This window comes from Microbispora bryophytorum (genome assembly GCF_043197435.1).
Lineage (GTDB): Bacteria > Actinomycetota > Actinomycetes > Streptosporangiales > Streptosporangiaceae > Microbispora > Microbispora bryophytorum.
Genome location: NZ_JBICTF010000001.1, coordinates 711,271 through 734,577, shown reverse-complemented (window position 1 = coordinate 734,577; position 23,307 = coordinate 711,271). Strand labels below are relative to the sequence as shown.

22 protein-coding genes and 1 pseudogene are annotated in these 23,307 nt (G+C 70.9%); 14 read left to right on the top strand and 9 right to left on the bottom strand.

Features of this window, described 5'->3' with window-relative positions; all coding sequences use genetic code 11:
* Window positions 1–17: 17 nt before the first annotated feature.
* Entirely contained in the window at window positions 18–704 is a 687-nt protein-coding gene (locus ACGFIB_RS03430; RefSeq protein ID WP_223852728.1) for a TetR/AcrR family transcriptional regulator, read from the top strand.
* Here the strand turns inward: ACGFIB_RS03430 and ACGFIB_RS03425 are convergent.
* Window positions 658–1,350, bottom strand: coding sequence for a TetR/AcrR family transcriptional regulator (locus ACGFIB_RS03425; RefSeq protein ID WP_357257639.1), 693 nt, complete (start codon window positions 1,348–1,350; stop codon window positions 658–660). The genes ACGFIB_RS03430 and ACGFIB_RS03425 overlap by 47 nt on opposite strands.
* A 64-nt stretch (window positions 1,351–1,414) precedes the next feature.
* Here ACGFIB_RS03425 and ACGFIB_RS03420 point away from each other — a divergent pair.
* The 3 genes and pseudogenes from ACGFIB_RS03420 to ACGFIB_RS03410 all read left to right on the top strand — a co-directional run.
* Window positions 1,415–2,083 (top strand): annotated as a pseudogene (locus ACGFIB_RS03420) (ABC transporter ATP-binding protein); the annotation flags it as partial.
* Window positions 2,084–2,154: 71 nt separating this feature from the next.
* A complete protein-coding gene (locus tag ACGFIB_RS03415; RefSeq protein ID WP_357246645.1) occupies window positions 2,155–2,883 on the top strand; it encodes an ABC transporter permease in 729 nt (242 codons plus the stop codon).
* Window positions 2,884–2,961: 78 nt separating this feature from the next.
* A complete protein-coding gene (locus ACGFIB_RS03410) occupies window positions 2,962–3,861 on the top strand; it encodes a LysR substrate-binding domain-containing protein (RefSeq protein WP_142568237.1) in 900 nt (299 codons plus the stop codon).
* A 1-nt stretch (window position 3,862) separates the two neighbouring features.
* On the opposite strand, the gene ACGFIB_RS03405 is transcribed toward ACGFIB_RS03410, so the two are convergent.
* Window positions 3,863–4,762, bottom strand: coding sequence for a helix-turn-helix domain-containing protein (locus ACGFIB_RS03405; protein WP_357246648.1), 900 nt, complete (start codon window positions 4,760–4,762; stop codon window positions 3,863–3,865).
* A gap of 226 nt (window positions 4,763–4,988) precedes the next feature.
* Between ACGFIB_RS03405 and ACGFIB_RS03400 the strand changes: the two genes are divergently transcribed.
* Entirely contained in the window at window positions 4,989–5,486 is a 498-nt protein-coding gene (locus ACGFIB_RS03400) for an ATP-binding protein (RefSeq protein ID WP_142568239.1), read from the top strand.
* 155 nt (window positions 5,487–5,641) lie between these two features.
* Here ACGFIB_RS03400 and ACGFIB_RS03395 read toward each other — a convergent pair whose 3' ends face one another.
* Window positions 5,642–6,352 (bottom strand): DUF5941 domain-containing protein, encoded by a 711-nt coding sequence (locus ACGFIB_RS03395; RefSeq protein WP_142568240.1) that lies wholly within the window; start codon window positions 6,350–6,352, stop codon window positions 5,642–5,644.
* Window positions 6,349–7,956, bottom strand: a complete 1,608-nt coding sequence (locus tag ACGFIB_RS03390; protein WP_142568241.1) for a CDP-alcohol phosphatidyltransferase family protein — start codon at window positions 7,954–7,956, stop codon at window positions 6,349–6,351. Before ACGFIB_RS03390 ends, ACGFIB_RS03395 begins: the two co-directional genes overlap by 4 nt.
* 266 nt (window positions 7,957–8,222) lie before the next feature.
* Between ACGFIB_RS03390 and recO the strand changes: the two genes are divergently transcribed.
* The gene (gene recO, locus ACGFIB_RS03385) at window positions 8,223–8,990 is read left to right on the top strand and encodes a DNA repair protein RecO (RefSeq protein ID WP_393368148.1); all 768 of its coding nucleotides are present in this window, start codon (window positions 8,223–8,225) and stop codon (window positions 8,988–8,990) included.
* 146 nt (window positions 8,991–9,136) lie between these two features.
* Window positions 9,137–9,955 carry an isoprenyl transferase gene (locus ACGFIB_RS03380; protein ID WP_142568243.1) on the top strand — a complete coding sequence of 273 codons (819 nt, stop codon included), beginning with the start codon at window positions 9,137–9,139 and terminating at the stop codon, window positions 9,953–9,955.
* Window positions 9,956–10,064: 109 nt separating this feature from the next.
* Here the strand turns inward: ACGFIB_RS03380 and ACGFIB_RS03375 are convergent, their stop codons facing one another.
* The 3 genes from ACGFIB_RS03375 to ACGFIB_RS03365 all read right to left on the bottom strand — a co-directional run bounded on the left by ACGFIB_RS03375 (window position 10,065) and on the right by ACGFIB_RS03365 (window position 11,579).
* Window positions 10,065–10,613, bottom strand: a complete 549-nt coding sequence (locus ACGFIB_RS03375) for a CGNR zinc finger domain-containing protein (RefSeq protein WP_142568244.1) — start codon at window positions 10,611–10,613, stop codon at window positions 10,065–10,067.
* A 77-nt stretch (window positions 10,614–10,690) separates the two neighbouring features.
* Complete coding sequence (locus ACGFIB_RS03370; RefSeq protein ID WP_142568245.1) at window positions 10,691–11,101, bottom strand: Fur family transcriptional regulator; 411 nt, start codon at window positions 11,099–11,101, stop codon at window positions 10,691–10,693.
* Between the two features lie 55 nt (window positions 11,102–11,156).
* Window positions 11,157–11,579, bottom strand: coding sequence for a DUF6703 family protein (locus tag ACGFIB_RS03365; protein WP_357246654.1), 423 nt, complete (start codon window positions 11,577–11,579; stop codon window positions 11,157–11,159).
* Window positions 11,580–11,770: 191 nt separating this feature from the next.
* On the opposite strand from ACGFIB_RS03365, the gene ACGFIB_RS03360 reads away from it, so the two are divergent.
* From ACGFIB_RS03360 to ACGFIB_RS03340, 5 genes are all read left to right on the top strand, one after another.
* The gene (locus tag ACGFIB_RS03360) at window positions 11,771–12,088 is read left to right on the top strand and encodes an antibiotic biosynthesis monooxygenase family protein (RefSeq protein ID WP_357246657.1); all 318 of its coding nucleotides are present in this window, start codon (window positions 11,771–11,773) and stop codon (window positions 12,086–12,088) included.
* Between the two features lie 163 nt (window positions 12,089–12,251).
* Entirely contained in the window at window positions 12,252–13,637 is a 1,386-nt protein-coding gene (locus ACGFIB_RS03355) for a glycine--tRNA ligase (RefSeq protein ID WP_357156955.1), read from the top strand.
* 384 nt (window positions 13,638–14,021) lie between these two features.
* On the top strand, window positions 14,022–14,600 hold the full coding sequence (locus ACGFIB_RS03350; RefSeq protein WP_393368144.1) for a hypothetical protein: 579 nt from the start codon (window positions 14,022–14,024) through the stop codon (window positions 14,598–14,600).
* A 382-nt stretch (window positions 14,601–14,982) separates the two neighbouring features.
* Window positions 14,983–15,324, top strand: a complete 342-nt coding sequence (locus ACGFIB_RS03345) for a YciI family protein (protein ID WP_357246663.1) — start codon at window positions 14,983–14,985, stop codon at window positions 15,322–15,324.
* 199 nt (window positions 15,325–15,523) lie between these two features.
* Window positions 15,524–16,126, top strand: a complete 603-nt coding sequence (locus tag ACGFIB_RS03340; protein WP_357257649.1) for an ATP-dependent Clp protease proteolytic subunit — start codon at window positions 15,524–15,526, stop codon at window positions 16,124–16,126.
* Window positions 16,127–16,235: 109 nt separating this feature from the next.
* Here ACGFIB_RS03340 and ACGFIB_RS03335 read toward each other — a convergent pair whose 3' ends face one another.
* Entirely contained in the window at window positions 16,236–17,693 is a 1,458-nt protein-coding gene (locus tag ACGFIB_RS03335; RefSeq protein ID WP_393368448.1) for an alpha/beta hydrolase, read from the bottom strand.
* A gap of 504 nt (window positions 17,694–18,197) precedes the next feature.
* Between ACGFIB_RS03335 and ppdK the strand changes: the two genes are divergently transcribed.
* On the top strand, window positions 18,198–20,861 hold the full coding sequence (ppdK, locus tag ACGFIB_RS03330; protein WP_393368141.1) for a pyruvate, phosphate dikinase: 2,664 nt from the start codon (window positions 18,198–18,200) through the stop codon (window positions 20,859–20,861).
* Between the two features lie 155 nt (window positions 20,862–21,016).
* The gene (locus ACGFIB_RS03325; protein ID WP_393368139.1) at window positions 21,017–22,339 is read left to right on the top strand and encodes a deoxyguanosinetriphosphate triphosphohydrolase; all 1,323 of its coding nucleotides are present in this window, start codon (window positions 21,017–21,019) and stop codon (window positions 22,337–22,339) included.
* A 72-nt stretch (window positions 22,340–22,411) separates the two neighbouring features.
* On the opposite strand, the gene ACGFIB_RS03320 is transcribed toward ACGFIB_RS03325, so the two are convergent.
* Window positions 22,412–23,266: a LysR family transcriptional regulator gene (locus tag ACGFIB_RS03320; protein ID WP_393368137.1), complete on the bottom strand. Its 855-nt coding sequence runs from the start codon at window positions 23,264–23,266 to the stop codon at window positions 22,412–22,414.
* Window positions 23,267–23,307: the final 41 nt, after the last annotated feature.

Sequence of the window (23,307 nt, the reverse complement as noted above, 5' to 3'; positions counted from 1 at the left end):
GGGGCTACCATGGCCTCATGGCCAACGGGTTGATGGATCCCGGCGGGAATCGGAGGAACGGCCGCGTTCCGTCGGAGGGGACCATCCCGGCCGGCGCCGGCCGGGAACTGCCCGTGCTCGACCTCGAACCGGGTCCCCCGGCGCCGGTACGGGAACGGGCCGACGCCGCGCGCAACCGCATGCGCGTGCTGAAGGCGGCCGAACAGCTCTTCGCGACGAGGGACGCGCGGCACGTCACGATGGACGAGATCGCCAAGGCGGCGGGGGTGGGACGGGCCACGCTCTACCGGCGCTATCCGGACCCCGCGTCGATTGCGACGGCTCTCCTCGACGAGCACGAGCGGCAGGTGCAGGGACACATCCTGAACGGCCCGCCGCCGCTCGGCCCGGGGGCCTGCCCGGCCGACCGGCTGGCCGCGTTCTATGTCGCCATGATCGACCTACTGGAGCGTCACCTGCACCTCGTGCTGGGAGCCGAGATCGGGAGCGCGCGGTTCGGCACCGGCGCCTACCGCTTCTGGCGCGCGCACGTGCGGATGCTGATGACCGAGGCGCGGGTGCCGGACCCGGAGGGGATGGCGGACGCCGCGCTGGCGCCGCTCGCGCCCGAGGTCTACCAGTTCCAGCGGCACACCTTGGGCCTGTCGCAGGCCCGCATCACCGAGGCGCTGGTGTGGAGCGCTCGGCGGCTCGCGGGAGGCTGAGCGTTCCCGGCTCGGGCCGCGGGCAGTAGCCGCCGACCCCGCGCTCCAGGAGGTCGAAGGCGCGCTCGGCGTGCTCCCTGACGTCCGCCCTGATCAGCGCCGCGTCCTCGCCCGCCGTCTGCCGCATGGCGAAGTGGCGGGTCAGCGTGCGGACGGCGGCGCAGATCTGCGCCGCCACCAGACGGGGGGTCAGGTCGTCGGGATCGGCGTCGGTCTCCTCGGCGAGCGTCCGGGCCAGCCGGTCCTCCCGGTTGACATCGAGCATGCGCACCCGTGACTGGAGCGCCAGGCTTTCCCGCACCCGCTGCGTGAACAGGTCCAGGCCCTCGCTCATCCCGTAACGCCAGTCGCCGGCGTCGAGGGCCTCGAAGAAGTCGCGCCGCACCGCCTCGACCGCCGTCTCGCCCGCGCGGCGCTCGCGCACGGCCCGGGCCAGCATGTCCTCGCTCTCCTCGCCGCGGTCGAGGAACAGGTCCTCCTTGGTGCGGAAGTAGTTGAACACCGTGTTGACCGACACGTCGGCGGCTCTGGCCACCTCGGCCACCGTGACGTTGTCGAACCCGCGTTGCAGGAACAGCCCCATCGCCACGTCGGCGATCCGCTGCCGGGTCTCCCGCTTCTTCCGCTCCCGCAGGCCCTCTTCCACGCCTCGATTGTAAGGGCGAGCACAAACTTTAAGTGACACCAAATTTGGTGTTACTCTACCCGGCATGATTCATGCCAGAGGGCTCACCAAGACCTTCGGCCCGGTCGAGGCCGTCCGGGGGATCGATCTCGACGTCTCCGCGGGGGAGATCGTCGGCTTCCTCGGACCGAACGGCGCGGGCAAGACCACCACGCTGCGCATGCTGACCACGCTGCTGCGCCCCACGTCCGGCACCGCCACGGTCGCCGGCGCCGACCTGTTCGCCGACCCCACGGCCGTACGCCGCCGCATCGGCTACGTCGCCCAGGGCGGCGCGTTCGCGCCGTTCTCCCCCGTGGGGCAGGAGCTCGTGCTTCAGGCCCGTCTGTACGGCCTGAACAGACAGCAGGCCCGCGAACGGGTGGCCACCCTGCTCGCCGAGCTGGACCTGCCTGAGGTCGAGGAGCGTACGACGGCCACGATGTCGGGCGGCCAGAAGCGCCGGCTGGACATCGCGATCGGCCTGCTCCACCGGCCCGAGCTGCTCTTCCTCGACGAGCCCACGACCGGGCTCGACCCGCAGAGCCGCGCCAACCTGTGGGAGCACGTGCGGCGGCTGCGCGAGCGGGACGGCCTGACGGTCTTCCTCACGACCCACTACCTGGAGGAGGCCGACGCACTCTGCGACCGCGTCCTGATCATCGATCACGGCAGGATCGTCGCCGAGGGCACCCCGGACGAGCTGAAGTCCGAGCACGGCGCGCGCACGCTCGACGACGTCTTCCTCGCCGTCACCGGCCGCGAGCTGCGCGAGGGGGCCGCCGCATGACCGCCCTCGCCGCCCTGACGGGGCATTACCTGCGTGTCTCCTTCGGCAGCAAGTTCGGCTTGGTCTTCAGCGCCCTGCAGCCGTTCCTCTACCTCGTGTTGTTCGGCCCGCTGTTCGACCGGAGCGGCGTGGGCTCGTGGGCCGTCCTCGTGCCCGGCCTGCTGGTGCAGCTCGGGCTGACAAGCGCGGGAATGTCGGGCTTCAGCATCGTCTTCGACCAGCGGTTCGGCGTGCTCGAACGGCTGCGGGTCACGCCGGTGAGCAGGGTGACGCTGCTGCTCGGCCGGGTGCTCAGGGACAGCGTCGTGCTGCTGGTCCAGGCGGTGGCCATCATCGTGGCCGCGTACGCGCTGGGCCTGCGGGCGCCGTTCGCCGGGGTGCTGACGGCGCTGCTGCTGACCACCGTGCTGTCGGTCGGCATGGCGTCGCTGTCGTACACGGCGGCTCTCACGCTGCGACAGGAGCTGTTCGCGCCCGTGATGTCCACGCTGGTGGTCCCCCTGATGCTGCTGTCGGGCGCACTGCTGCCGATGTCGCTCGCCCCCGCCTGGCTCGACGTGGTGTCGCGGCTCACGCCGTTCCGCTACGCGGTCGAGGGGCTGCGCGCGCTTTTCGCCGGTTCCTACGCCTCGCCGGCCCTGTTGTGGGGGGTCATCGTGTCCCTGGCCTTCGCCGTCCTGGGCGTTACCCTGGGCACCAGGCGTTTCCAAAAGGAAAACGCCTGATCAGGGGTAGGAAAAGGCATTCGAAGTTGATACCCGTTTGCGGGGGCCGCCGGACACGGGGACGGTCACAATGGGTGCGTGGCGGACGTCAACTTCACCCTCGTCCAGCTGCGTTACTTCGTAACCGCGGCCGAGCTCGGCAGCATGACCGCGGCCAGCAGGGAACTCATGGTGGCGCAGTCGGCGATCTCGGCCGCCATCGCCCAGGTGGAGCGGGAGCTGGGCGTCCAGCTCCTGATCCGCCACCACGCCCGCGGCCTGTCGCTGACCCGCGCGGGCGAGCGCTTCCTCGTCGAGGCCAGGGAGTTCCTGTCCCACGCCGCGGCGCTCGCCCAGTCGGCGCGCGGCCTCGCGGGATCGCTGACCGGTGAGCTCGCCGTCGGCTGCCTGACCACGCTCGCGCCGTTCTACCTGTCCCGGCTGCTGCGCGAGTTCGCCGAGAAGTATCCCGGGGTGCGGGTCAGCGTCGCGGAGGGCGAGATATCCGCCATGGAGTCGGCCCTGCTCGACGGGCGGTGCGAGGTCGCGCTCGTCTACGCCATCGACCTCGCCCTCGACCTCGACATCCGGACGCTCACCCGGGCCAGGCCGTACGCGTTGCTGCCGCCTGAGCATCCCCTGGCCCGGGCGGAGGCGGTGTCGCTGACGGACCTGGCGGGCGAGCCGATGATCCTGCTGGACCTGCCGCGCAGCCGTGACTACTTCCGGGCCATCTACCCCACCGAGCCGCGCGTGCGGTTCCGCACGTCGAGCTACGAGACGGCGCGCTCGCTGGTGGCGGGCGGGCACGGCTACTCGATACTCAACCAGCGGGCCGACAACGACCAGACCTACGACGGCGGCCGGGTCGCGTGCGTCCCGATCAGCGACGACGTGCCCACGCTCGACGTCGTGCTCGCCTCGGTGCGCGGCGTGCGGCCCACCGCCCGGGCGGTCGCCTTCGCCGAGACCTGCCAGGCGTTCTTCTCCAGGAGGTAGCTCACCCGAGGTCGGCGAGCAGCGTCTCCAGGAACGCGCCGGTCTGCGTGGCCGGTCGGGCGTCCACACACACCGCGTTCATCACCTGCGTGTACGCCTCGGTGTCCTCGGGCTTGTCCAGATAGAGGGCGCTGGTGAGCTGCTCCAGGTAGACGACGTCGGGCAGCTCGGGCGCTTCGAAGCGCAGGATCGTGAAGGGCCCTCCGCACGTGGCGTGCCCGCCGTGGTCGAACGGCACGATCTGCAGCGTGATGTTCGGCTGCTTCGTCACCTCGACGAGGTGTTCCAGCTGGGCCCGCATCACCTTCCGGCCGCCGATCGGACGGCGCAGCGCCCCCTCGTCCATCACGGCCCACAGGGTCGCCGCCTCGGGCCCGGTCAGCCGCTCCTGCCGACGCATCCGCAGGTCCACGCGCCGGTCGACGTCGTCGGAGGACCGGCCCGCGTTGCTCCGCAGGACGAGGGCCCGCGCGTACTCGGGCGTCTGCAGCAGCGTGGGCACGAACTGCAGCTCATAGCAGCGGATGACGGACGCCGCCTCCTCCAGCCCGACGTAGAACTCGAACCAGCCCGGCAGCACGTCGCTGTACTTGTGCCACCAGCCGGGGATGTTCGCCTGCCGCGCCAGGTCGAGCAGCACGGCACGGTCGTCGGGGTCGGTGAGGCCGTAGAGGGTGAGCAGGTCGGCGACGTCCCGCTCCTTGAAGCCGACCCGGCCGAGCTCGAGCCTGCTGATCTTGGCGTGCGACCCGCGGATGGCACGGGCCGCCTTCTCCGGGGTGATGCCGCTCTCCCGGCGCAGCCGCCTGAGCTGGGCCCCGAGCAGGAGTCGCAGGGCCGTCGGGCCGCCGCGCGCGGTCCCGGCGGGTACGGGGGCGGTGTGGTCCGCCTGTGCGTTCACGATCGCTCCATTGGCGGCGCTCCCGGAAGGATTCCTGGTGAACCAATCGGATTGATCATCCTACCGGACCGGGGGGAGGCCGTCTTTTCTGGGAACTTCCACGGAAAGTCGGGGGACGCGCGACATTTGCACGTGCACGCGTGCTTGCATCCGCAAGGCACAGGGCAAGATACACGACGGCAGGGAAATTCACATCATGTAATGAGTGAGACCTGAGGGATCGGCGATGACAGCAGACCTGGCGGGCCCGGGAGCCGCGACAGCGCCTCCGTGGTTGACCTCGATGTTCGAGCGGGACGACGTCGCCGGTTCGTCCCTGCCTCCGCCGGCCACGTGCACCTTTCAGGGGCGGGCCGCGTCCGCCGCCGCGGCACGTGACTTCACCGCCAGGACGTTGTGCGGCTGGGGCGTCCCCGGCCTCGTGCCGGACGTGCAGATTGTGGTGTCCGAGTTGGTGACCAACGCGTTGCGGCACGTTCCCGGTGACCCCGCGGACGCCCCGCCGATCCGGCTGAGGCTGGTGAAGCACCGGTTTCATATCGGCTGCGGCGTGAGCGACGCCAGCGAGCGGGTGCCCGCGGTCTCGCCCTGGAACGATCTGTCGGAGTCGGGCCGGGGGCTGCACCTGGTCGAGGCATTGACCGCGGCGTGGGGCTGGATCCTCACCCGGGGTGGCGGCGGCAAAGTGGTCTGGGCGCTGTTCGACACCTCGCGCGCCTCGTGACGGGCCCCCGATCCGTCGCCGGCCGGGCGCGGGCGGAGCGAGCGCCTGCTGGCCGGAGTGCGCCACCACTGTCATCGCGTTCGGCGTCGCGAAGACAGCGGTGGCGGTCCTGCCGCAGCGCGGGGCCTGACGCGGCGCGCCCGGCTCAGCCCGGCTCAGCCCTGCTCGGCCTCGCCGGTGACCTGCTCGGCGGCCTCCTCGGGCGACTGCTCCAGATCCTGGTCGGCCTGGGCCTGCGCGGAGGCCTTGTCCAGCCGGACCCAGCTCGTGATGCTCTCGATCGCGAACAGCACCAGCAGGTACGCCGTGAGGACGGCCGCCACGGGGGTCAGCCATCCGGCGGCGGCGCCCACCCCCAGGATCAGCAGGCGGACCTCCCAGCCCAGCCCAGCCTGGTACAGCCAGGCAGGGGGCCAGATGCCCTGCCGGGTGCGGTAGACGGTGTCGTACGTGTGGTAACCGATCACGTAGAGCAGCACGAACAGCAGCCACTTGGGCGTGTCCTCGGCCAGCCCGAGCAGGATGATCGTCCCGAACTCGGCCGCACGCAGCAGCGGGGGAGTGAGCCAGTCGAAGCGGCCCAGGTGGTCGCGGCCGGCGGTGGGCAGGACCAGCACGAGCAGCACGGCGACGGGCACGAACAGGATCGGGCCGTCGGTGAGGGTGCCGGCGACGGCCAGCGCCACGATCGCGATCAGCGCCACCACGGTCGCGGGCACGGGCGGCAGCAGCCGGCCCAGGGAGCCCTTCAGCGCACCGGCGAGCGGGCCGTCGTCGCGGTAGGCGAGCAGGCGCGCGGTCTGGACGCGGCGGCGCTCCTCGTCCGGGTCAGGCAGTGGCGTGATGGTCTGCGGCTGAGTGATCATGCGAGCGACCTCAGGAGACGTCCGGTGAGGGTGTAGGTGGCCGCGATTCCGCCCCAGACGATCAGCGTGAGGAACGTCACCCGGGGGTTGAAGAACGCGGCGGTGATCGCGATCGCGGCGAAGCGCTCGCCGATGGGGAACACGATCATCTTGCGGGCCCAGTGGACCAGGCGGAACTTGCCGGCCTTGGTCCAGAGCTTCAGCAGCCCGCGCACGCCGGTGTTCCGGCTCGCCCTGCGCTGCTCCAGCGCCTCCCGCAACGGACGGTCGTCGGCGACCGTCAGGTCCAGCGTCGGCAGCGGCACGGGCGCCTTGCGCCTGTTGGCCGCGCCGAACGAGAAGTCCAGCAGATGCTTGACCGACTGGAGGGCGACCGCGACCAGCGCCAGCGTCCAGACGCCCTCACCGTCGCCGAACTGCCCGGACACCGTCGCGCCGACCGCCAGGCCGACGAAGACGGCGTATTCCTTGAACCGGTCGAACGTGGCGTCCAGCCAGGCGCCGAGCACGCCGAACTTGCGCGCGTAGCGGGCGACCTGGCCGTCCACGCAGTCGAAGACGAACGCGAAGTAGATGAGCACCGCCCCGGCCACCGCCCCCCAGCGGGTGCCGGTGGCGAACGCGCCGGCCGACAGCAGACCGAGGGCGATCGAGATCAGCGTCACCTGGTTGGGCGTGAGCCCGCGGCGGGCCGCCCAGCGGGCGATGAAGCGCGAGTAGGTGCTGACGAAGAACGTGGTGAAGAAGCCGTCGGCGCCCTTCACGGCGTTGTTCAGCCGGGCCCGGTCCTCGTTGTACCCCGCCATCTCCGCCAGCGCCTCGTCGGCCTCGGCCTGGCTGCGGATGCGGCGGAAGAACAGGTCACGGCGGCCCCGCCGGCCCACCGACACACCGCGGCGGATCAGGCCGAGCACGAGAAGCTCGGTCACGTCGTCCTCGGGGCCGAACAGGTGGGCCATGTCCGCCAGTTCGCGGGCGACCTCGGCGAGGGTCGGCAGGTGCCGCTGGTGGAGGTGGAGCGGCCCGAGCAGTGCCGCGTTCGGCCGGGTCACCGCGTGGTAGGCGGTGCCGACCGAGACGATCCGGCTCCGGCCGATGCGCGTGCGCTGGGGAAGCCCCTCGATGACCTTTTCGCCGATCTCGGGCTCCGCCTCCTCGATCGGCACCTCCTCCGTCTCCTCCGCCGGCGGCGCGTTCTCGTCCACTTCCTCGCGCTGCTGGCGGACGACCAGTGCGATGGCCCCCCGCTTGGCCTTGGTGATCTGGTAGATCAGCTCGTCGTGCACCAGCGAGTCGGCCGGGAGGATCAGCAGGTTCTCCTCGGCGCCCTCGACCGCGTCGGCCAGCGCGCGCAGGTCGCCGGCGACGTCACGGCTCTGCACCACCCGGCCGTACGGCCTCTGGTAGGCGGCGGCGTCCCCCGGCCGGGCGATCGTCGTCGGCTCGGGGTCCAGAGCGGCGGCCTGCGCGAGCAGCCTGTCGTACGCGGAGGGGGCCCCGGGCAGCGATTGCAGCGTGATGTCCGCGGGCAGGGCGGGCTGACCGCCGAGCGGCGGGGGACTGATCGGGCCGGGCGGGGCGCCCAGCAGGACCACGCGGGTCATGGCAACCTTTCACGCAACGGGGGGAGATCAGGCCCTCAGGCTTGACCGGCGCGGGGAAGTCCGCCGGAGGCCAAAGCTTAGTGACCTTTCGGTTGAACCGATGCATCCCAGGTTTACCGTACGGTCCCTGGATGTACAGCTTGGGTGGGGTTCGTCACCCGGCATCGTCGCCGGATCATTACCGAATTTTCACCATTCATGCTCCTCGACGGGGTGAATGACCGACTGGCCGGGCGACCGCTCGCGCGCACCCATACGATGGCGGGGTGAGCCTCTACCGGGACGAGGGCGTCGTGCTGCGCACCCAGAAGCTGGGTGAGGCCGACCGCATCATCACGATCCTCACCCGGCGCACCGGCAAGGTCCGCGGCGTGGCCAAGGGCGTGCGCAGGACCATGTCGCGCTTCGGCGCGCGGCTGGAGCCGTTCTCCCATGTCGACCTGCAACTCCACAGCGGCAGGTCGCTCGACGTGATCACCCAGGTCGAGACCCTGCGTCCGTACGGCGGGCCGATCGTGGCCGACTACGCCAAGTACACCGCGGGGACCGCGATGCTGGAGACGGCCGACCGGCTGACGGTGGGCGAGAAGGAGCCGGCGCTGCGGCAGTTCCTGCTGCTGGTGGGCGGACTGCGTACGCTCGCCGAGGACGGTCACGAGGCTCGGCTGGTGCTCGACGCGTTCTTCCTGCGCTCACTGGCCGTCGCGGGCTACGCCCCCGCGCTGTCGGAGTGCGCGCGATGCGGCGCGGAGGCCGTGCGCGCCTTCGCGATCGTCGCCGGCGGCGTGGTGTGCGGCGCGTGCCGCCCGGCCGGCGCCGCGGTGCCCGCCGCGGAGACGATCGCGCTGATGATCGCCCTGCTGCGCGGTGACTGGACGGCCGCCGACGCCTCCGAGCCCCGGCACCGCACCGAGTGCAGCGGCCTGGTCGCCGCATACCTGCAGTGGCACCTGGAGCACGGCATCCGCTCGCTGCGTCATGTGGAACGGGAGTGGCCGGGCCAGATGACCGCAGGCGAAGCGAGGATCATCTGACCGGCCTCGCGGGGTGCGTCTGCGGGGTGCGTCTGCGGGGGTGCGTCGGCGTGACGCGGGGGACGCACGGAATGCGCACGCGATGCGCACGGGATCCGCACATCTCCCGCGCCTGAGGACCGGTTCGGACGCAATACCCTCGGTACATGGTCCGTCCTCCCTCGCCGCACCCGTCCGGAGCCACCCCGCCCGCCATCCCGCGCGACCTGCTGCCGCGACACGTGGCGATCGTCATGGATGGCAACGGCCGCTGGGCCAAGTCGCGCGGGCTGCCCAGGACCGAGGGGCACAAGATGGGCGAGGCGTCGCTGTTCGACGTCATCGAGGGCGCCATCGAGATCGGCGTCCCCTACCTGTCGGCGTACGCCTTCTCCACGGAGAACTGGAGACGCTCGCCCGACGAGGTGCGCTTCCTCATGGGGTTCAACCGTGACGTCATCCGCCGGCGGCGCGACCAGCTCAACGCGATGGGCGTACGGGTCCGCTGGGCCGGACGTCCCGGGCGGCTCTGGAAGAGTGTGATCAAGGAGCTTGAGGACGCCGAGCGGATGACGGTCGGCAACAGCACGCTGACCCTCCAGTTCTGCGTGAACTACGGCGGCCGCGCGGAGATCGTGGACGCGGCGGTGCGGCTCGCCCGCGACATCGCCGCGGGCCGGGTCAAGGCCGACAAGGTCTCGGAGAAGACCTTCGCCCGCTATCTGGACGAGCCGGAGATCCCGGACGTGGACCTGTTCCTGCGTTCGTCCGGCGAGCAGCGCACCTCGAACTTCCTGCTCTGGCAGTCCGCGTACGCCGAGATGGTCTTCCTCAACCAGCTGTGGCCCGACTTCGACCGGCGCGACCTGTGGGAGGCGTGCGATATCTACGCCAAGCGCGACCGCAGATACGGCGGGGCCATTCCGAACGAGGCGGCCCAGAACGTCGGCCCGGAACTCCGGCACGGCACTGAATCACGGCACTGACTCACGGCGCTGAATCACGGCACCGAGCTTCGGCACTGAATCACGGCACCGATTCCCCAGCACCGAGTCCCCGGCGCGGCGCCGAGTCGCGGCGCCGGCGGGCCCGGTGTCAGGAGGCGTCTCGGCGGCGGGCCCGATACGCGGCGACGTGCATGCGGTTCCCGCAGGTGCGGCTGTCGCAGTAGACGCGGGAGCGGTTCCTCGACTCGTCCACGAAGACGTTGGAGCAGTCGGGGGCCGCGCACGTCCGCAGGCGATCCCGCTCGTTCTCCACGAGCACGTGCGCGAGGGCGACGCCGCAGTCGGCGGCCAGGTGCTCGGCGACCGACGCGCCCGGCGCGAAGTAGTGGACGTGGAGGGGGTGGCCGTCGTGCTCGGCGAGGTGCGGCGTGATGCGGGTGCGCTGCAGCAGCGTGTTGAGCAGGCCGACCGCCGCCGACTGGTCCGGCGCGGTGAAAACGGCGTGGAACTCCTCGCGCAGGGCCCGGACCTCGCCGAGGTCACGCGAGGTCACCGCCTCGACTCCGCTGACCTCCCGCCGGCGGACGAACTCCTCCAGGTCGCCGACCTCGGCCAGCCCGTCGGGCTCGTCGGCGCCGGTGTTGATGAGGTCCACCACCGTCGCCAGCGAGTACACCATGTCATGGCTGAACGGCACGCCATCTCCCTTTTGTCGCGGCGGTCCCTGTGGCGGCGCAGGCAGCGTACCTCTCGGGCAGCCCGCGCGGGGTGGGGTCAGCTCTTTCCGGCCGCCTCGGCGCGGGACCTGGCCGCCTCCGCGCACGAGGAACAGGTGCCGAAGATTTCCACGGTGTGGGTGACGTCGATGAAGCCGTGCTCGGCTCCGACGACCTCGGCCCAGCGCTCCACGTCCGGCCCGGCCACCTCGATGGTGCGCCCGCACTCCCGGCACACGAGGTGGTGGTGATGCGTGTCGGTCTGACAGGCCCGGTAGACCGACTCGCCCTCGTCGGTGCGCAGAACGTCGACCCGGCCGGCGTCGGAGAGGGACTGGAGCGCTCGGTACACGGTCGTCAGGCCGATCTTCGAGCCGACCGCGCGCATCTCGGCGAACACGTCCTGCGCGCTGCGGAACCCCCGGCTCTGGCAGAGGATCTCGTGAACGGCGTCGCGGCTCTTCGTCATCAGGACTCCTGTGTACGGCTTCGCCCTACGACCTACCAGAGTAAGTCGGTCTGCGTCAGATCAGGCCGAAACGGGTGGCGGCGAGGAGGACCAGGAACGTCATGACCGCCACGCGCAGCACCCGGCCCACCGGACGCAGCGAGGGCCACGACAGGTAGGCCAGGCAGCCGATGAACGCGAGCACCGGAAGCACGGCCAGCCCGCCACGCCAGTCGGGCACCACCAGCCCGGCGATCAGCAGGGCCACCATGACCAGAGGGACCACCCAGCGGGGCAGCTGGAACAGGAAGACCAGCGGCGCGGCGCTCCTGCGCTCGAACGCCGCGCGCAGCCCGGTGGCGCCGGGCGTGAAGAACTGCTCGCCCGGCGGCAGCGGCCGCCGCACCCGCGGGGCCGCCGCGTTCCCCCCGGCGGGAGGCTTCCTCGCCAGAGGGTGGGTCGGCACCTGACGGCGCGGCGGTTCGGTTTCGCTTCCCACGCGTTCGAGCCTAGTGCCCATCCCGCCAATCTTCGCCCCGTCTGTTCGCCCGGCCCGTTCGCCCTGTCGCGTCGCCCTGCCTGTTCGCCCGGCCTGTTCGCCCTGTCGCGCCGTCCGAGCGGCGCCTCCCCGCGTTGCCCCGCCCGCCCCTCCCCGGCACTGCGTACGCGAGGGGTGGCATGCTGGGCGGCATGCTCGCCGTGATCCGTTACTCGGTGCCGGGCGCCCGCGCCGACGAGTTCGCCGCCCAGGCGCGCGCCATCCTCGATCTGCTTGCCGCGCAGCCGGGATACCTGCGCGGGCAGATCGGCCGGTCGGTGGACGAGCCGGCCCTGTGGGCGGTGGTCAGCGAATGGGAGGGCGCGGGCTACTATCGGCGCGCCCTGTCGGCGGCCCGCATGGTCATGTATCCCCTGATGACCCTTATGATCAACGAGCCCAGCGCCTTCGAGGCCGTCTACGCGCTGCCGGGTGAAGGGGCGAGCGCGGGGACCGTGGGCAAGGCTTGAGCGCGGGGGCGCCGGATTCCCCTAAGCTTGAGCACGGATCCGGGCAGGTGGCCGGACGTCCCGCGGCCGCGGCACGCGGCAGGGCCGGCCCGCCCGCTTCAGCGAGCATCGCACCGCTGACCCCGATCTCAACGCCGACACCCAGCCGGATGGAGTTCCACTGATGGCACGTCGCACCGACGTCTTGGAAACGATCGTCAGCCTCGCCAAGCGCCGCGGGCTCGTCTTTCCGTCGAGCGAGATCTACGGAGGCCTGCGGGCGTCCTGGGACTACGGCCCCCTCGGTGTCGAGCTCAAGAACAACGTGAAGCGCGAGTGGTGGAAGGCCATGGTGCAGGGCCGCGACGACGTCGTCGGCCTCGACTCCTGCGTCATCCTCGCCCGCGAGGTCTGGCAGGCCAGCGGCCACGTCGAGACCTTCACCGACCCGCTCACCGAGTGCCAGTCGTGTCACAAGCGCTACCGCGCCGACCACCTCGTCGAGGCGTACGAGGCCAAGCACGGCAGTGAGCCGGCGGGCGGCCTGGCCGACATCACCTGCCCGAACTGCGGCAACAAGGGCGCCTTCACCCAGCCCAAGCAGTTCAGCGGCCTGCTGAAGACGTTCCTCGGCCCGGTCGAGGACGAGTCGGGCCTGGCGTACCTGCGGCCGGAGACCGCCCAGGGCATCTTCATCAACTACCTCAACGTCCAGCAGTCGGCCCGCAGGAAGGTCCCGTTCGGCATCGGCCAGGTCGGAAAGTCGTTCCGCAACGAGATCACCCCGGGCAACTTCATCTTCCGCACCCGCGAGTTCGAGCAGATGGAGATGGAGTTCTTCGTCAAGCCCGGCACGGACGAGGAGTGGCACCAGTACTGGATCGACGAGCGCCTGCGCTGGTACGTGGACCTCGGCATCAACAAGGACAACCTCCGGCTCTACGAGCACCCGAAGGAGAAGCTGTCCCACTACGCGAAGCGGACCGTGGACATCGAGTACCGCTTCAACTTCGCCGGCGGCGAGTGGGGTGAGCTGGAGGGCATCGCCAACCGCACCGACTTCGACCTCACCGCGCACGGCAAGGCGTCCGGCACCGACCTGTCGTTCTTCGAGCAGGAGTCGGGCGAGCGCTACGTGCCGTACGTCATCGAGCCGGCGGCCGGTGTGGACCGCGCGACGCTGACCTTCCTTCTCGACGCCTACACGGTCGACGAGGCGCCCAACGCCAAGGGCGTGATGGAGGAGCGGACCGTGATGCGCCTCGACCACCGCCTCGCTCCGGTCAAGGTCGCGGTGCTGCCGCTGTCGCGCAACGCCGACCTGTCGCCGAAGGCCCGGGACCTCGCGGCCCGGCTGCGCCGCCGGTGGAACGTGGACTTCGACGACGCGGGGGCCATCGGCCGCCGCTACCGCCGCCAGGACGAGATCGGCACGCCGTTCGCGATCACGGTCGACTTCGACACCCTGGAGGACCAGGCCGTGACGATCCGCGAGCGGGACACCATGGCCCAGCAGCGGGTCGCGCTCGACCAGGTCGAGTCGTACCTGCGCCAGCACCTCAACGACTGATCATCGCGACAAGGCGCCTGTCCGGAAATTTCCGGACAGGCGCCTTTTGTGTGAGCGTCTGGGGCCGTCCGACCACGGCAACGATCTGCATGCGCCGCCGGGCGCGGAGCGTGTGCGACCGCACGCCCGCGCCTGCTGGGGGAGCGGTTCGCTCGTCGGGCGAGCCATGGTGGGTTGCGGCATCCGATCAATTCTGGGCCGGATGTCCCTGTGAACACGCTAGTTTCGGTATGTCCAGATAAGTAAACAGGGGGCGTCGCGAGTTGCCTTCCTGCACTGGGGCCTGTGCGGCTCCGGGAACGGAGCCACGCCGTATTGGCCGACCAGCACCAGCGAGCCGTGACACATGCTGCGGATATGCGAACCAAGCGGCGGGGAAAACCCATGCTCGTCGCCGCTCTGGCCGTCCTGGCCGTATTAGCCGTTGGCGGGTGGGCCGCATGGTCTTTCCTCATGCCCATGTATCAGGGGCGTGACGACCCGTACGCCGTGCTTCCCCGGAGCGAGGCCCTCCTCACCAGCGGGGACCAAGGGATCGACCGACTGAAGCGCTTCGTGAGCAAGCAGGCCGGGCTGCACTTGCCCGACAGCAGTTGGGCGCGGTGGGCTTCGAACGACATAGGCGCCGACATCCAACTGGACGTGAAGTACGAGCTGCGCACTGCGACTTCCCAGAGCTCGGGGCAGGAGGCCGCCGCGGCCTGGCTGGACGAGATGGCCCACCCCAAGAACCCTTCTATGAAGGTCACCAAGCTTCCTGACATCGGGGACGAGGCGGTGGAGAGGCAAGCGCCGTCGGGGTACGTGGTGTTCGTCCGTGCGGGGAACGCGACGATCACCGTGGATTACTCCGTCTACGGGACGGAAGGCGCCAAGGAAGCGGAACAGGTCCAGAAAACGGCTCGCCGAATGGCCGCTCTCGCTGTCGAGCACATCGAGAAGGCGAATTCCAGGGCCGCCTGACAACACGCTCCGCTTCTGCCGTAGTGGGACGCACTCGACGTCCTCACGGAGGGTCCCTCAGCCCTCGGCGAGCCGGGGCCTGTATGAACTGCGCGCCGCTATCGCCGACCGGCTGTTCCGCTTCTCCGACCGATGCGCCGCCTCCGGCCTGGCCGAAGTCGAACGCCTGGCGAGCACGGTCGAGACCTGGTGGACCCGAGATCCTCGCGTTCATCCACACCGGCATCACCGACGCAGGCTTCCGAGGGCGCCAACCGCGTGATCGAGACCGTCGCCCGCGACGCGTCAGCGGCACAACCTCATCCTGGCAAGCTCGCGCCTGGCACGCCGGTGTCGGCGAAGATGGGTGCGATCTCTGAAGAACCAAGAGGGAGTCGACGCGATGACGAACTATCTGATCTCGTTTCCGAGCGCCGCCATGGTCCTTTCCGACGAGGAGCTGCAGGCGGCCGCGGACGCGGCGCACGCCGTGGTGCAGGAGGCGAAGGACGCCGGCGTCTGGGTGTTCGGCGGAGGCATCGACGAAAGCGTTCCGCCTGTCATGGTGGACGGGGACGGGGCCGTGACCGAGGGCACATACCCTCAGACGCGGCAGATCGAAGGCGGCTACACCGTTTTGGAGCTACCGTCCCGCGAGGCGGCACTGGAGTGGGCGGCGAAGATCGCGGTCGCGTGCCGGTGCGCGCAGGAGGTCCGCGCGTTCCAGTACGACCCTGCCGGCTGACGGGCCTCGGCCTCGCCGGGAGTCGTATTCGGTCTCGGCCACCGGATAGGCGCGAAAGATCGAGGCTGACGGCGCGGAATATGCTTGTAGCGTAATTTGCCCATGGCGAAAATGTGCTGACAGTGAAATAGACAGTCCTCTTCCCGGGTTCCGGGACTAATGTCGCGGCATAACCCGACTATCGAAACAGGGAGACCAGATGGACCACCACGCGCGCTCAGGCGGCCCCGCCGGCGACCGGTTCGGCTCCGGCGATCTTGGCCGCAAGCTGCTGGAACGGCGCATCCTCGTGCTCGGCCAGGAGGTCGACGACGACATCGCCAACCGGATCTGCGCGCAACTGCTGCTGCTGACCGCGGAGGACTCCGCGCGGGACATCAGCCTTTACATCAATTCCCCCGGTGGCTCCGTGTCGGCCGGTCTGGCGATTTACGACGTCATGCAGTACGTGCCGAACGACGTCGTCACCGTGGGCATGGGCCTTGCCGCCTCGATGGGACAGTTCCTGCTGTGCGCCGGCGCGCCGGGCAAGCGGTACGCCCTGCCGCACGCGCGCGTCATGATGCACCAGCCGCTCGGCGGCATCGGCGGCACGGCGGCCGACATCGCGATCCAGGCCGAGCAGATGCTGCACACGAAGAAGACCCTGGCCGAGCGCATCGCCTTCCACACCGGCCAGCCGCTCGAACGCATCGAGGCGGACTCAGACCGCGACCGGTGGTTCACCGCCGCGGAGGCCAGGGAGTACGGCATCGTCGACCACGTGGTTGCCGGGCTCGGCGCCCTGCGTACGGCAGGGTGAGCGCTGGGCGAGCGACGGAGCGAGCCGCACGCTGAGCCGCCCCCTGAGCCGTCCCCCGAGCCACGCAGCGGCGTCGTCGATGGCGCCGTGAACGGGCGGGGGAGCGCGCTCAGCCGCAGCGCGTCCCCTTGGCCGGGACCGTCCCCTCCAGCAGGTAGGCGTTGACCTTGTCGTCGATGCACTGGTTCTGGCCGTACGCGCCGTGGCCCTCGCCGTTCAGCGTCAGCAGCACGGCCGTGCGCAGCTGCTCGGTCAGCCGCGGTGCCCACTGGTACGGCGTCGCCGGGTCGTTCGTGACGCCGACCACCAGGATGGGATTGGACCCGGTGGCGTCGACGTGCCTGGCCGCGTCGTCTCCGCGCACCGGCCAGACGCTGCACGATCCCGCGCTGATCGCGGTCGAGGCGAAGATCGGGCTCTTCTTCTCCAGCCGCCGGGCCAGCTCCTCGGCCTGGGCGACCGAGGGGCGGTCGGTGCTGTCGACGCACAGCACCGACGGCAGCGAGAACTGCAGGGTCGAGTAGGTGCCGTTCGGCTGCCGCCCGGCATACTGGTCGGCCAGTGCGAGCAGGCCGTCGTACTTGCCCTTGCTGCCTTCGCTCAGCGCCTCGGTCAGCAGCGGCCAGGTGTACTTGCTGTAGAGCGCCTGGGTGATGCCCGCCCTCGCGATGTCCTCGGTGACCGTGCGGGAGCCCACCTTGCCAGGCGTGCGGGCCAGGGTGTCGAGAAGCTTCAGCACGGTCGCGTTCGCGGCGGCGGAGTCGGCGCCGAGCGGGCAACTCGTCCGCGTCTTGGTGCAGTCGGCCAGATAGTCCTCGTACGCCTTCTGGAAGCCGAGGGCCTGCGTCTTGGCCATGTCGAGCATGGTGACCGAGGGATCGACGGCCGAGTCGAGCACCATCCGCCCCACCTTCTTCGGGAACTGCGTGGCGTACACCGCCCCGAGGTGGGTGCCGTAGGAGAAGCCGAGGTAGTTGAGGCGCGGGTCGCCGAGGGCCGCCCGCAGCGACTCCATGTCGCGTGCCGCGTTGACGGTGCCGACGTAGGGCAGGATCCAGCCCGCGTTGCGCTCGCACCCCTGGGCGAATCCCTTGACGAGCGTGGTCTCGGTCGCGAGGGTCTCGCTGGGCTCCCTGCTCATGTACTGGTCCATCTGAGGGCCGCTGAGACAGCGGATGCCGCTGCTGCGCTCCACGCCGCGCGGGTCGAAGCTGACGAGGTCGTAGCGGCTGTTCAGAGCGGAGAACGCGTGGGCCGCGTTGATGAGCGTCGTGACGCCGGAGCCGCCGGGACCGCCGAAGTTGAAGACCAGGGAGCCGATCCGCCGGCTCTGGTCGGTGGCCCGCAGCCGGACCAGGGCGATGCCGATCTTCTTGCCCTCCGGCTTGGCGTAGTCGAGGGGCACCTGGAGTGTGGCGCACTCGAAGCCGGAGGAGGAGGCCGTCTCCTCGCAGGCCTTCCAGGACAGGGAGGGCGTGCTCGACGCGTACCCCTCCGGGGTGACTCGCGCGCCCCCGCAGCCGGCGGTCGCCGCCATCGCACCGAGCCCGGCGACCGCCACCGCCATCACCGGCCAGACCCTACGCGCGGCCGTTCCCCGCACCGCCCGCATCCACGCGGGCGTTCCCTGCGGCGTACCGCTCCGCGCGGACGTTCCCCGCGCCGCCACTCGCGCCGATATCGCTCGCTCCGGAACCTCACGCGACAACGCTCGCGACACTGACAACCCTCCGTGTTCGACTGTATTCGGAGGGTGTCTCGTTTATATCGCATGTCGTCGCGACCGCACGGCCGACTCACCGGAACTCCGCCTTGCCGCATAATGGTCTAAACCATTTCCCCTCGCGTAATGCGAAACCTGGCCGGCCGTCCTTGGCGGCGAATTGGTTTATACCAGTGCGCGATCGTCGAGAAGATGGCCGTTGTTTAATTGGATTAGACCTCTCCCATGCCTTCCACCTGCTTAGACGCCATATGTGGCGAAGGGTGAGGTTTGGTGCTGCTTTTCCCAGGTACAGTCCGTTTGCGGGCCGCGTTCGCGGTTTTATTGAAGTCGGCGAAGGAGCGTCGCATGCCCAAGTACGTTTACGACTTCACCGAGGGCAACAAGGACCTCAAGGACCTACTCGGTGGCAAGGGCGCCAATCTGGCGGAAATGACCAACCTCGGTCTCCCCGTGCCTCCCGGCTTCACGATCACCGCCGAGGCGTGCCGCCACTACCTGCGGCACGGCGGCACGCCCGACGGGCTGGAGGGGGAGATCGGCGAGCACCTCGCCGTCCTTGAGGCGCGGATGGGCAAGCGCCTCGGTCAGGCGGACGACCCGCTGCTGGTCAGCGTGAGGTCGGGGGCGAAGTTCTCGATGCCCGGGATGATGGAGACGGTCCTCGACATCGGCCTCAACGACGACTCCGTCCTGGGCCTGGCCAAGCAGTCGGGCAACGACCGTTTCGCGTGGGACTCCTACCGCCGGCTCATCCAGATGTTCGGCAAGACCGTCCTGGGCATCGACGGCGAGCTGTTCGAGGACGCGATGGACGAGCTCAAGGGCGAGCGGGACGACACCGACCTCGACGCCGCCGACCTCCAGCGGGTGGTCGAGACCTTCAAGGGCATCGTCCGGGAGCGGGCGGGCCGCGACTTCCCCGCCGACCCCCGGGAGCAGATGGACCTCGCCGTCAGGGCGGTCTTCGACTCCTGGAACGCCCCGCGCGCGATCCTCTACCGCCGCCAGGAGCGCATCCCCGCCGACCTCGGCACGGCCGTCAACGTCGTCGCCATGGTGTTCGGCAACATGGGCCCGGACTCCGGCACCGGAGTCGCCTTCACCCGCGACCCCGGCTCGGGACGCCAGGGCGTCTACGGCGACTACCTGCGCAACGCCCAGGGCGAGGACGTCGTCGCCGGCATCCGCAACACCGTCCCCCTGCAGGAGCTGGAGACCATCAACCCGGGGGCCTACCGCGAGCTCCTCGGCATCATGGCGACGCTGGAGCGGCACTACCGCGACCTGTGCGACATCGAGTTCACGATCGAGCGCGGCAAGCTGTGGATGCTGCAGACCCGGGTCGGCAAGCGCACGGCCGCCGCCGCCTTCTGCATGGCCACCCAGCTGGTGGACGAGGGCCTGATCGACATGGACGAGGCGGTCACCCGGGTCACCGGTGACCAGCTCGCCCAGCTCATGTTCCCCCGCTTCGCCGCGACGGCGGGCAACCGCAGGCTGACCACCGGCATGAACGCCTCGCCCGGCGCCGCCGCGGGCAGGGCCGTCTTCAGCTCCGAGCGGGCGGTCGAGCTGGCCGCGCGAGGGGAGGCGGTCATCCTCGTGCGGCGGGAGACCAACCCCGACGACCTGGCCGGGATGATCGCGGCTCACGGCGTGCTCACCTCCAGGGGCGGCAAGACCTCCCACGCCGCCGTGGTGGCGCGCGGCATGGGCAAGACCTGCGTGTGCGGGGCCGAGGAACTGGAGGTCGATCCGCACGCCCGCCGGTTCACCGCGCCCGGCGGGGTCGTCGTCGACGAGGGCGACGTCATCTCGATCGACGGCGGCACCGGAGCCGTGTACCTCGGTGAGGTTCCCGTCACCGCCTCGCCGGTGGCGAAGTATTTCGAGGGCGAGCCCGCCGAGGACGAGCTGGTGCGGGCCGTCGACCGGATCATGCGCCACGCCGACTCCGCGCGCCGCCTCGCCGTACGGGCCAACGCCGACACCCCCGAGGACGCCGACCGCGCCCGCCGCTACGGCGCCGAGGGCATCGGGCTGTGCCGTACGGAGCACATGTTCCTGGGGGAGCGGCGGCGGCTCGTCGAGGACCTGATCCTGGCCACGACGCCGGAGGCCCGGCAGGCCGCGCTCGACGCGCTCGAACCGCTGCAGACCGGCGACTTCACCGGCATCTTCACGGCCATGCGCGGGCTGCCGGTGACGATCCGGCTGATCGACCCGCCGCTGCACGAGTTCCTGCCCGACCTCACCGACCTGGCCGTGAAGGTGGCCCTCGCGGGGGACAGGACGGGGGTCAGGCCGGAGGACGGGGCGGACGAGCGGGACCGCAGGCTCCTCGACGCGGTCAAGCGGCTGCACGAGCAGAACCCCATGCTCGGCCTGCGCGGCGTGCGGCTCGGCCTGACGATCCCCGGCCTGTTCGCCATGCAGGTGCGGGCCATCGCCGCGGCGGCCCGCCGGGTGGAGGGCGCGCGGGCGGAGATCATGATGCCGCTGGTCGGCGCCGTGCAGGAGCTGGAGATCGTCAGGGATGAAGCGGAGCGGATCCTCGCCGAGGCGGGCGTGGCGGCGGCGATCGGCACGATGATCGAGGTGCCGAGGGCGGCGCTGACGGCCGGGCAGATCGCCGAGGCCGCCGAGTTCTTCTCGTTCGGCACCAACGACCTCACCCAGATGACCTGGGGCTTCTCCCGCGACGACGTGGAGAGCGCCTTCTTCGGCGCCTACCTCGACCTGGGCGTCTTCGGGGTCTCGCCGTTCGAGTCCATCGACCGCGAGGGCGTCGGCCGTCTGATGCGGACCGCGGTCGAGGAGGGCAGGCGGACCCGGCCCGGCCTCAAGCTCGGCATCTGCGGCGAGCACGGCGGGGATCCCGATTCGGTGCACTTCTGCCACGAGATCGGCCTCGACTACGTCTCCTGCTCGCCGTTCCGCATTCCGGTCGCCCGGCTGGAGGCGGGCCGCGCCGCACTGGCCTGCGCGCGGTCCGGCACGGGATGCTGACGCGCCGGGCGGGAGAACCCGGGCGTCACTCGCGGCTGCTTACCAGGTAAGGGGGCAATCTCCCATCGGATAACCGGATCTGTCGTGAAACCGGACCTTCGCGGGTACGCTCCATTCCCCGCTGCCACGGGGCTTGCCACAGGGAAGGGGGATGGATGGCCCGCTACGACGAGCACGACCAGGCACGGTGGGTGCCGGAGCCGCCGGGCAACCCCGAGCGGAGCGCGTTCGAGCGGGACCGGGCACGCGTGCTCCACAGCGCCTCGCTGCGCAGGCTCGCCGCCAAGACGCAGGTGGTGGCCCCCGCCGACTGCACCGGCCTGCACAGCCCCCGCACACGGCTGACCCACTCCCTGGAGTGCGCGCAGATCGGCCGGGAGATGGGCAGGGTCCTCGGCTGCGACCCCGACCTGGTGGAGACCGCCTGCCTCGCCCACGACCTCGGCCATCCCCCGTTCGGCCACAACGGGGAGGCCGCCCTCGACGAACTGGCCGCGCCGTGCGGCGGGTTCCAGGGCAACGCGCAGAACCTGCGCCTGCTGACCCGGCTGGAGGCCAAGGTCATCACCGAGGACGGCCGCAGCGCCGGGCTCAACCTCACCCGGGCCGCGCTCGACTCGGTCTGCAAGTATCCCTGGGCCGGGTCCTCCTGCCGGGTCCCCGGCGTCCCGCTCGCCGCCGAGGGCCGGCCGTACTGCGTCTACCCCGACGACCTGGCGGTCTTCCGCTGGGTGCGGGAGGGGGCGCCCGACTACGCGGTCGGCTTCGAGGCGCAGATCATGGACTGGGCCGACGACGTGGCCTACTCGGTGCACGACCTGGAGGACGCGCTGACGTGCGGCCACGTCACGATGGCGGCCCTGCGCGACCCGGAGGAGCGGCTGGAGGTGTGCCGCCTCACGAGGGAGTGGCACGCGCCCGACGCGGGCGTGGAGGAACTGTCGGAGACCTTCTCCCGGCTGCTCGCCGAGCCGCTGTGGCCGGCCGCCTTCGACGCCGGACTCGCCGATCTCGCCGCGCTCAAGCGGCTCACCAGCGCGCTCATCGGCCGGCTGTGCCGCTCGGCCCAGAACGCCACGCGCGAGGCGTACGGCTGCCACCCCACGCCGGGAGGCGGGGCGGGCAGGGAGGGCGCGGGCGGCCGCAACCGGTACGACGCCGACCTGGTGGTGCCGAGGACGACCCGCCTGGAGTGCGCGCTGCTCAAGGGAGTGACGGGCCGCTACGTGATGTCCAGGGAGGCCCACCACGCCGTCCAGGCCCGGCAGCGCGAGATCATCGCAGAGCTGGGCGACCTCATCCTGCGCGGCGCCCCGGCGACGCTGGAGCCCGCCCTGCGGCCACAGTTCGAGCAGGCCGCCGACGACGCGGGACGACTGCGCGCGGTGGTCGACCAGATCGCCTCACTGACCGACTCCTCCGCCATGGGCCTGCACCGCCGCCTGTCGACGGCCACGCGCCGCCTCAGGGCCGGCTGACCCGCCGCGCCACCTCAGAACCGTCCTCTGATCCGCCGGGTCGCCTCGAAACCGGCTGACCCGCCGGTCGGCTCAGGGCCGGCTGAGACGCGCCGCCTCCGCAGCGGCCCGCACGAAGGCGGCCAGCGCCCGCGACCGCGTGTCCTGCGGCCAGGCGAGGACCAGTGTCGTCGGCGGCGCGTCGGCCACGTGCACGCCGACGACGTCGTGACGCAGGTTCGCCCGGATCGACTCGGGGACGACCGCCACGGCCCGGCCGAGCGCGACGAGATGCATGAGCTGGCCGCTCTCGGCGATCCGGGAGAAACCCTCGGGGACGGCACTCGGCCACCGCGGCAGCGGCTCGCCGTCGAGGTCCGCCATCGACAGCTCCGCGCGTCCGGCGAGCCGGTGCCCGCGCGGCAGCACCGCCACCTGGCTCTCCACCAGGAGCTCCTCGACCGCGAGGCCGGTCAGATCCTCGCGGGGGGCGTGCAGCAGGGCGGCGTCGGCCCGGCCGTCCCGCACCATCGCGCCCCGCTCCCGTGCGCTGAAGACGATGTCGACGGGCAGCGCGCCCGGCGTGGCGGCGTACGCCGCGAGGATCTCGGGCAGCAGATCCGCGTCTCCGCCCGGTTTGGCGGCGAGCACGAGCGAGGGCTCGCTCCGGCCGGCCCGCCGGGTCCTGCGCACGGCCGCCGAAACTGCGGCGAGCGCGGTGTGGCCCTCCCGCAGCAGCGTCGCACCCGCGTCCGTCAGCGTCACCGTGCGGTGGTCGCGCTCCAGCAGCCGCACGCCGAGGCGGCGTTCGAGCTGCTGGATCGCCCGTGACAGCGGCGGCTGCGCGATGCCGAGCCGCCGGGCGGCCCGCCCGAAGTGCAGCTCCTCGGCCACCGCCACGAAATAGGCCAGCTCCCGCGTCTCCACGGTGTCGTCACCGGGGGTCATACCGCGAGGGTATCGCCCGTGACCGAGACGGTGTTGGGCGT

Excerpts from the sequence above, each read along its gene's own strand:
- ACGFIB_RS03430 (WP_223852728.1), top strand. The coding sequence starts at position 18 with ATGGCCAACGGGTTGATGGATCCCGGCGGGAATCGGAGGAACGGCCGC.
- ACGFIB_RS03415 (WP_357246645.1), top strand. The coding sequence starts at position 2,155 with ATGACCGCCCTCGCCGCCCTGACGGGGCATTACCTGCGTGTCTCCTTC.
- ACGFIB_RS03400 (WP_142568239.1), top strand. The coding sequence starts at position 4,989 with ATGACAGCAGACCTGGCGGGCCCGGGAGCCGCGACAGCGCCTCCGTGG.
- ACGFIB_RS03395 (WP_142568240.1), bottom strand. The coding sequence starts at position 6,352 with ATGATCACTCAGCCGCAGACCATCACGCCACTGCCTGACCCGGACGAG.
- ACGFIB_RS03390 (WP_142568241.1), bottom strand. The coding sequence starts at position 7,956 with ATGACCCGCGTGGTCCTGCTGGGCGCCCCGCCCGGCCCGATCAGTCCC.
- ACGFIB_RS03380 (WP_142568243.1), top strand. The coding sequence starts at position 9,137 with ATGGTCCGTCCTCCCTCGCCGCACCCGTCCGGAGCCACCCCGCCCGCC.
- ACGFIB_RS03370 (WP_142568245.1), bottom strand. The coding sequence starts at position 11,101 with ATGACGAAGAGCCGCGACGCCGTTCACGAGATCCTCTGCCAGAGCCGG.
- ACGFIB_RS03360 (WP_357246657.1), top strand. The coding sequence starts at position 11,771 with ATGCTCGCCGTGATCCGTTACTCGGTGCCGGGCGCCCGCGCCGACGAG.
- ACGFIB_RS03355 (WP_357156955.1), top strand. The coding sequence starts at position 12,252 with ATGGCACGTCGCACCGACGTCTTGGAAACGATCGTCAGCCTCGCCAAG.
- ACGFIB_RS03350 (WP_393368144.1), top strand. The coding sequence starts at position 14,022 with ATGCTCGTCGCCGCTCTGGCCGTCCTGGCCGTATTAGCCGTTGGCGGG.
- ACGFIB_RS03345 (WP_357246663.1), top strand. The coding sequence starts at position 14,983 with ATGACGAACTATCTGATCTCGTTTCCGAGCGCCGCCATGGTCCTTTCC.
- ACGFIB_RS03340 (WP_357257649.1), top strand. The coding sequence starts at position 15,524 with ATGGACCACCACGCGCGCTCAGGCGGCCCCGCCGGCGACCGGTTCGGC.
- ACGFIB_RS03335 (WP_393368448.1), bottom strand. The coding sequence starts at position 17,693 with ATGGCGGTGGCGGTCGCCGGGCTCGGTGCGATGGCGGCGACCGCCGGC.
- ppdK (WP_393368141.1), top strand. The coding sequence starts at position 18,198 with ATGCCCAAGTACGTTTACGACTTCACCGAGGGCAACAAGGACCTCAAG.
- ACGFIB_RS03325 (WP_393368139.1), top strand. The coding sequence starts at position 21,017 with ATGGCCCGCTACGACGAGCACGACCAGGCACGGTGGGTGCCGGAGCCG.
- ACGFIB_RS03320 (WP_393368137.1), bottom strand. The coding sequence starts at position 23,266 with ATGACCCCCGGTGACGACACCGTGGAGACGCGGGAGCTGGCCTATTTC.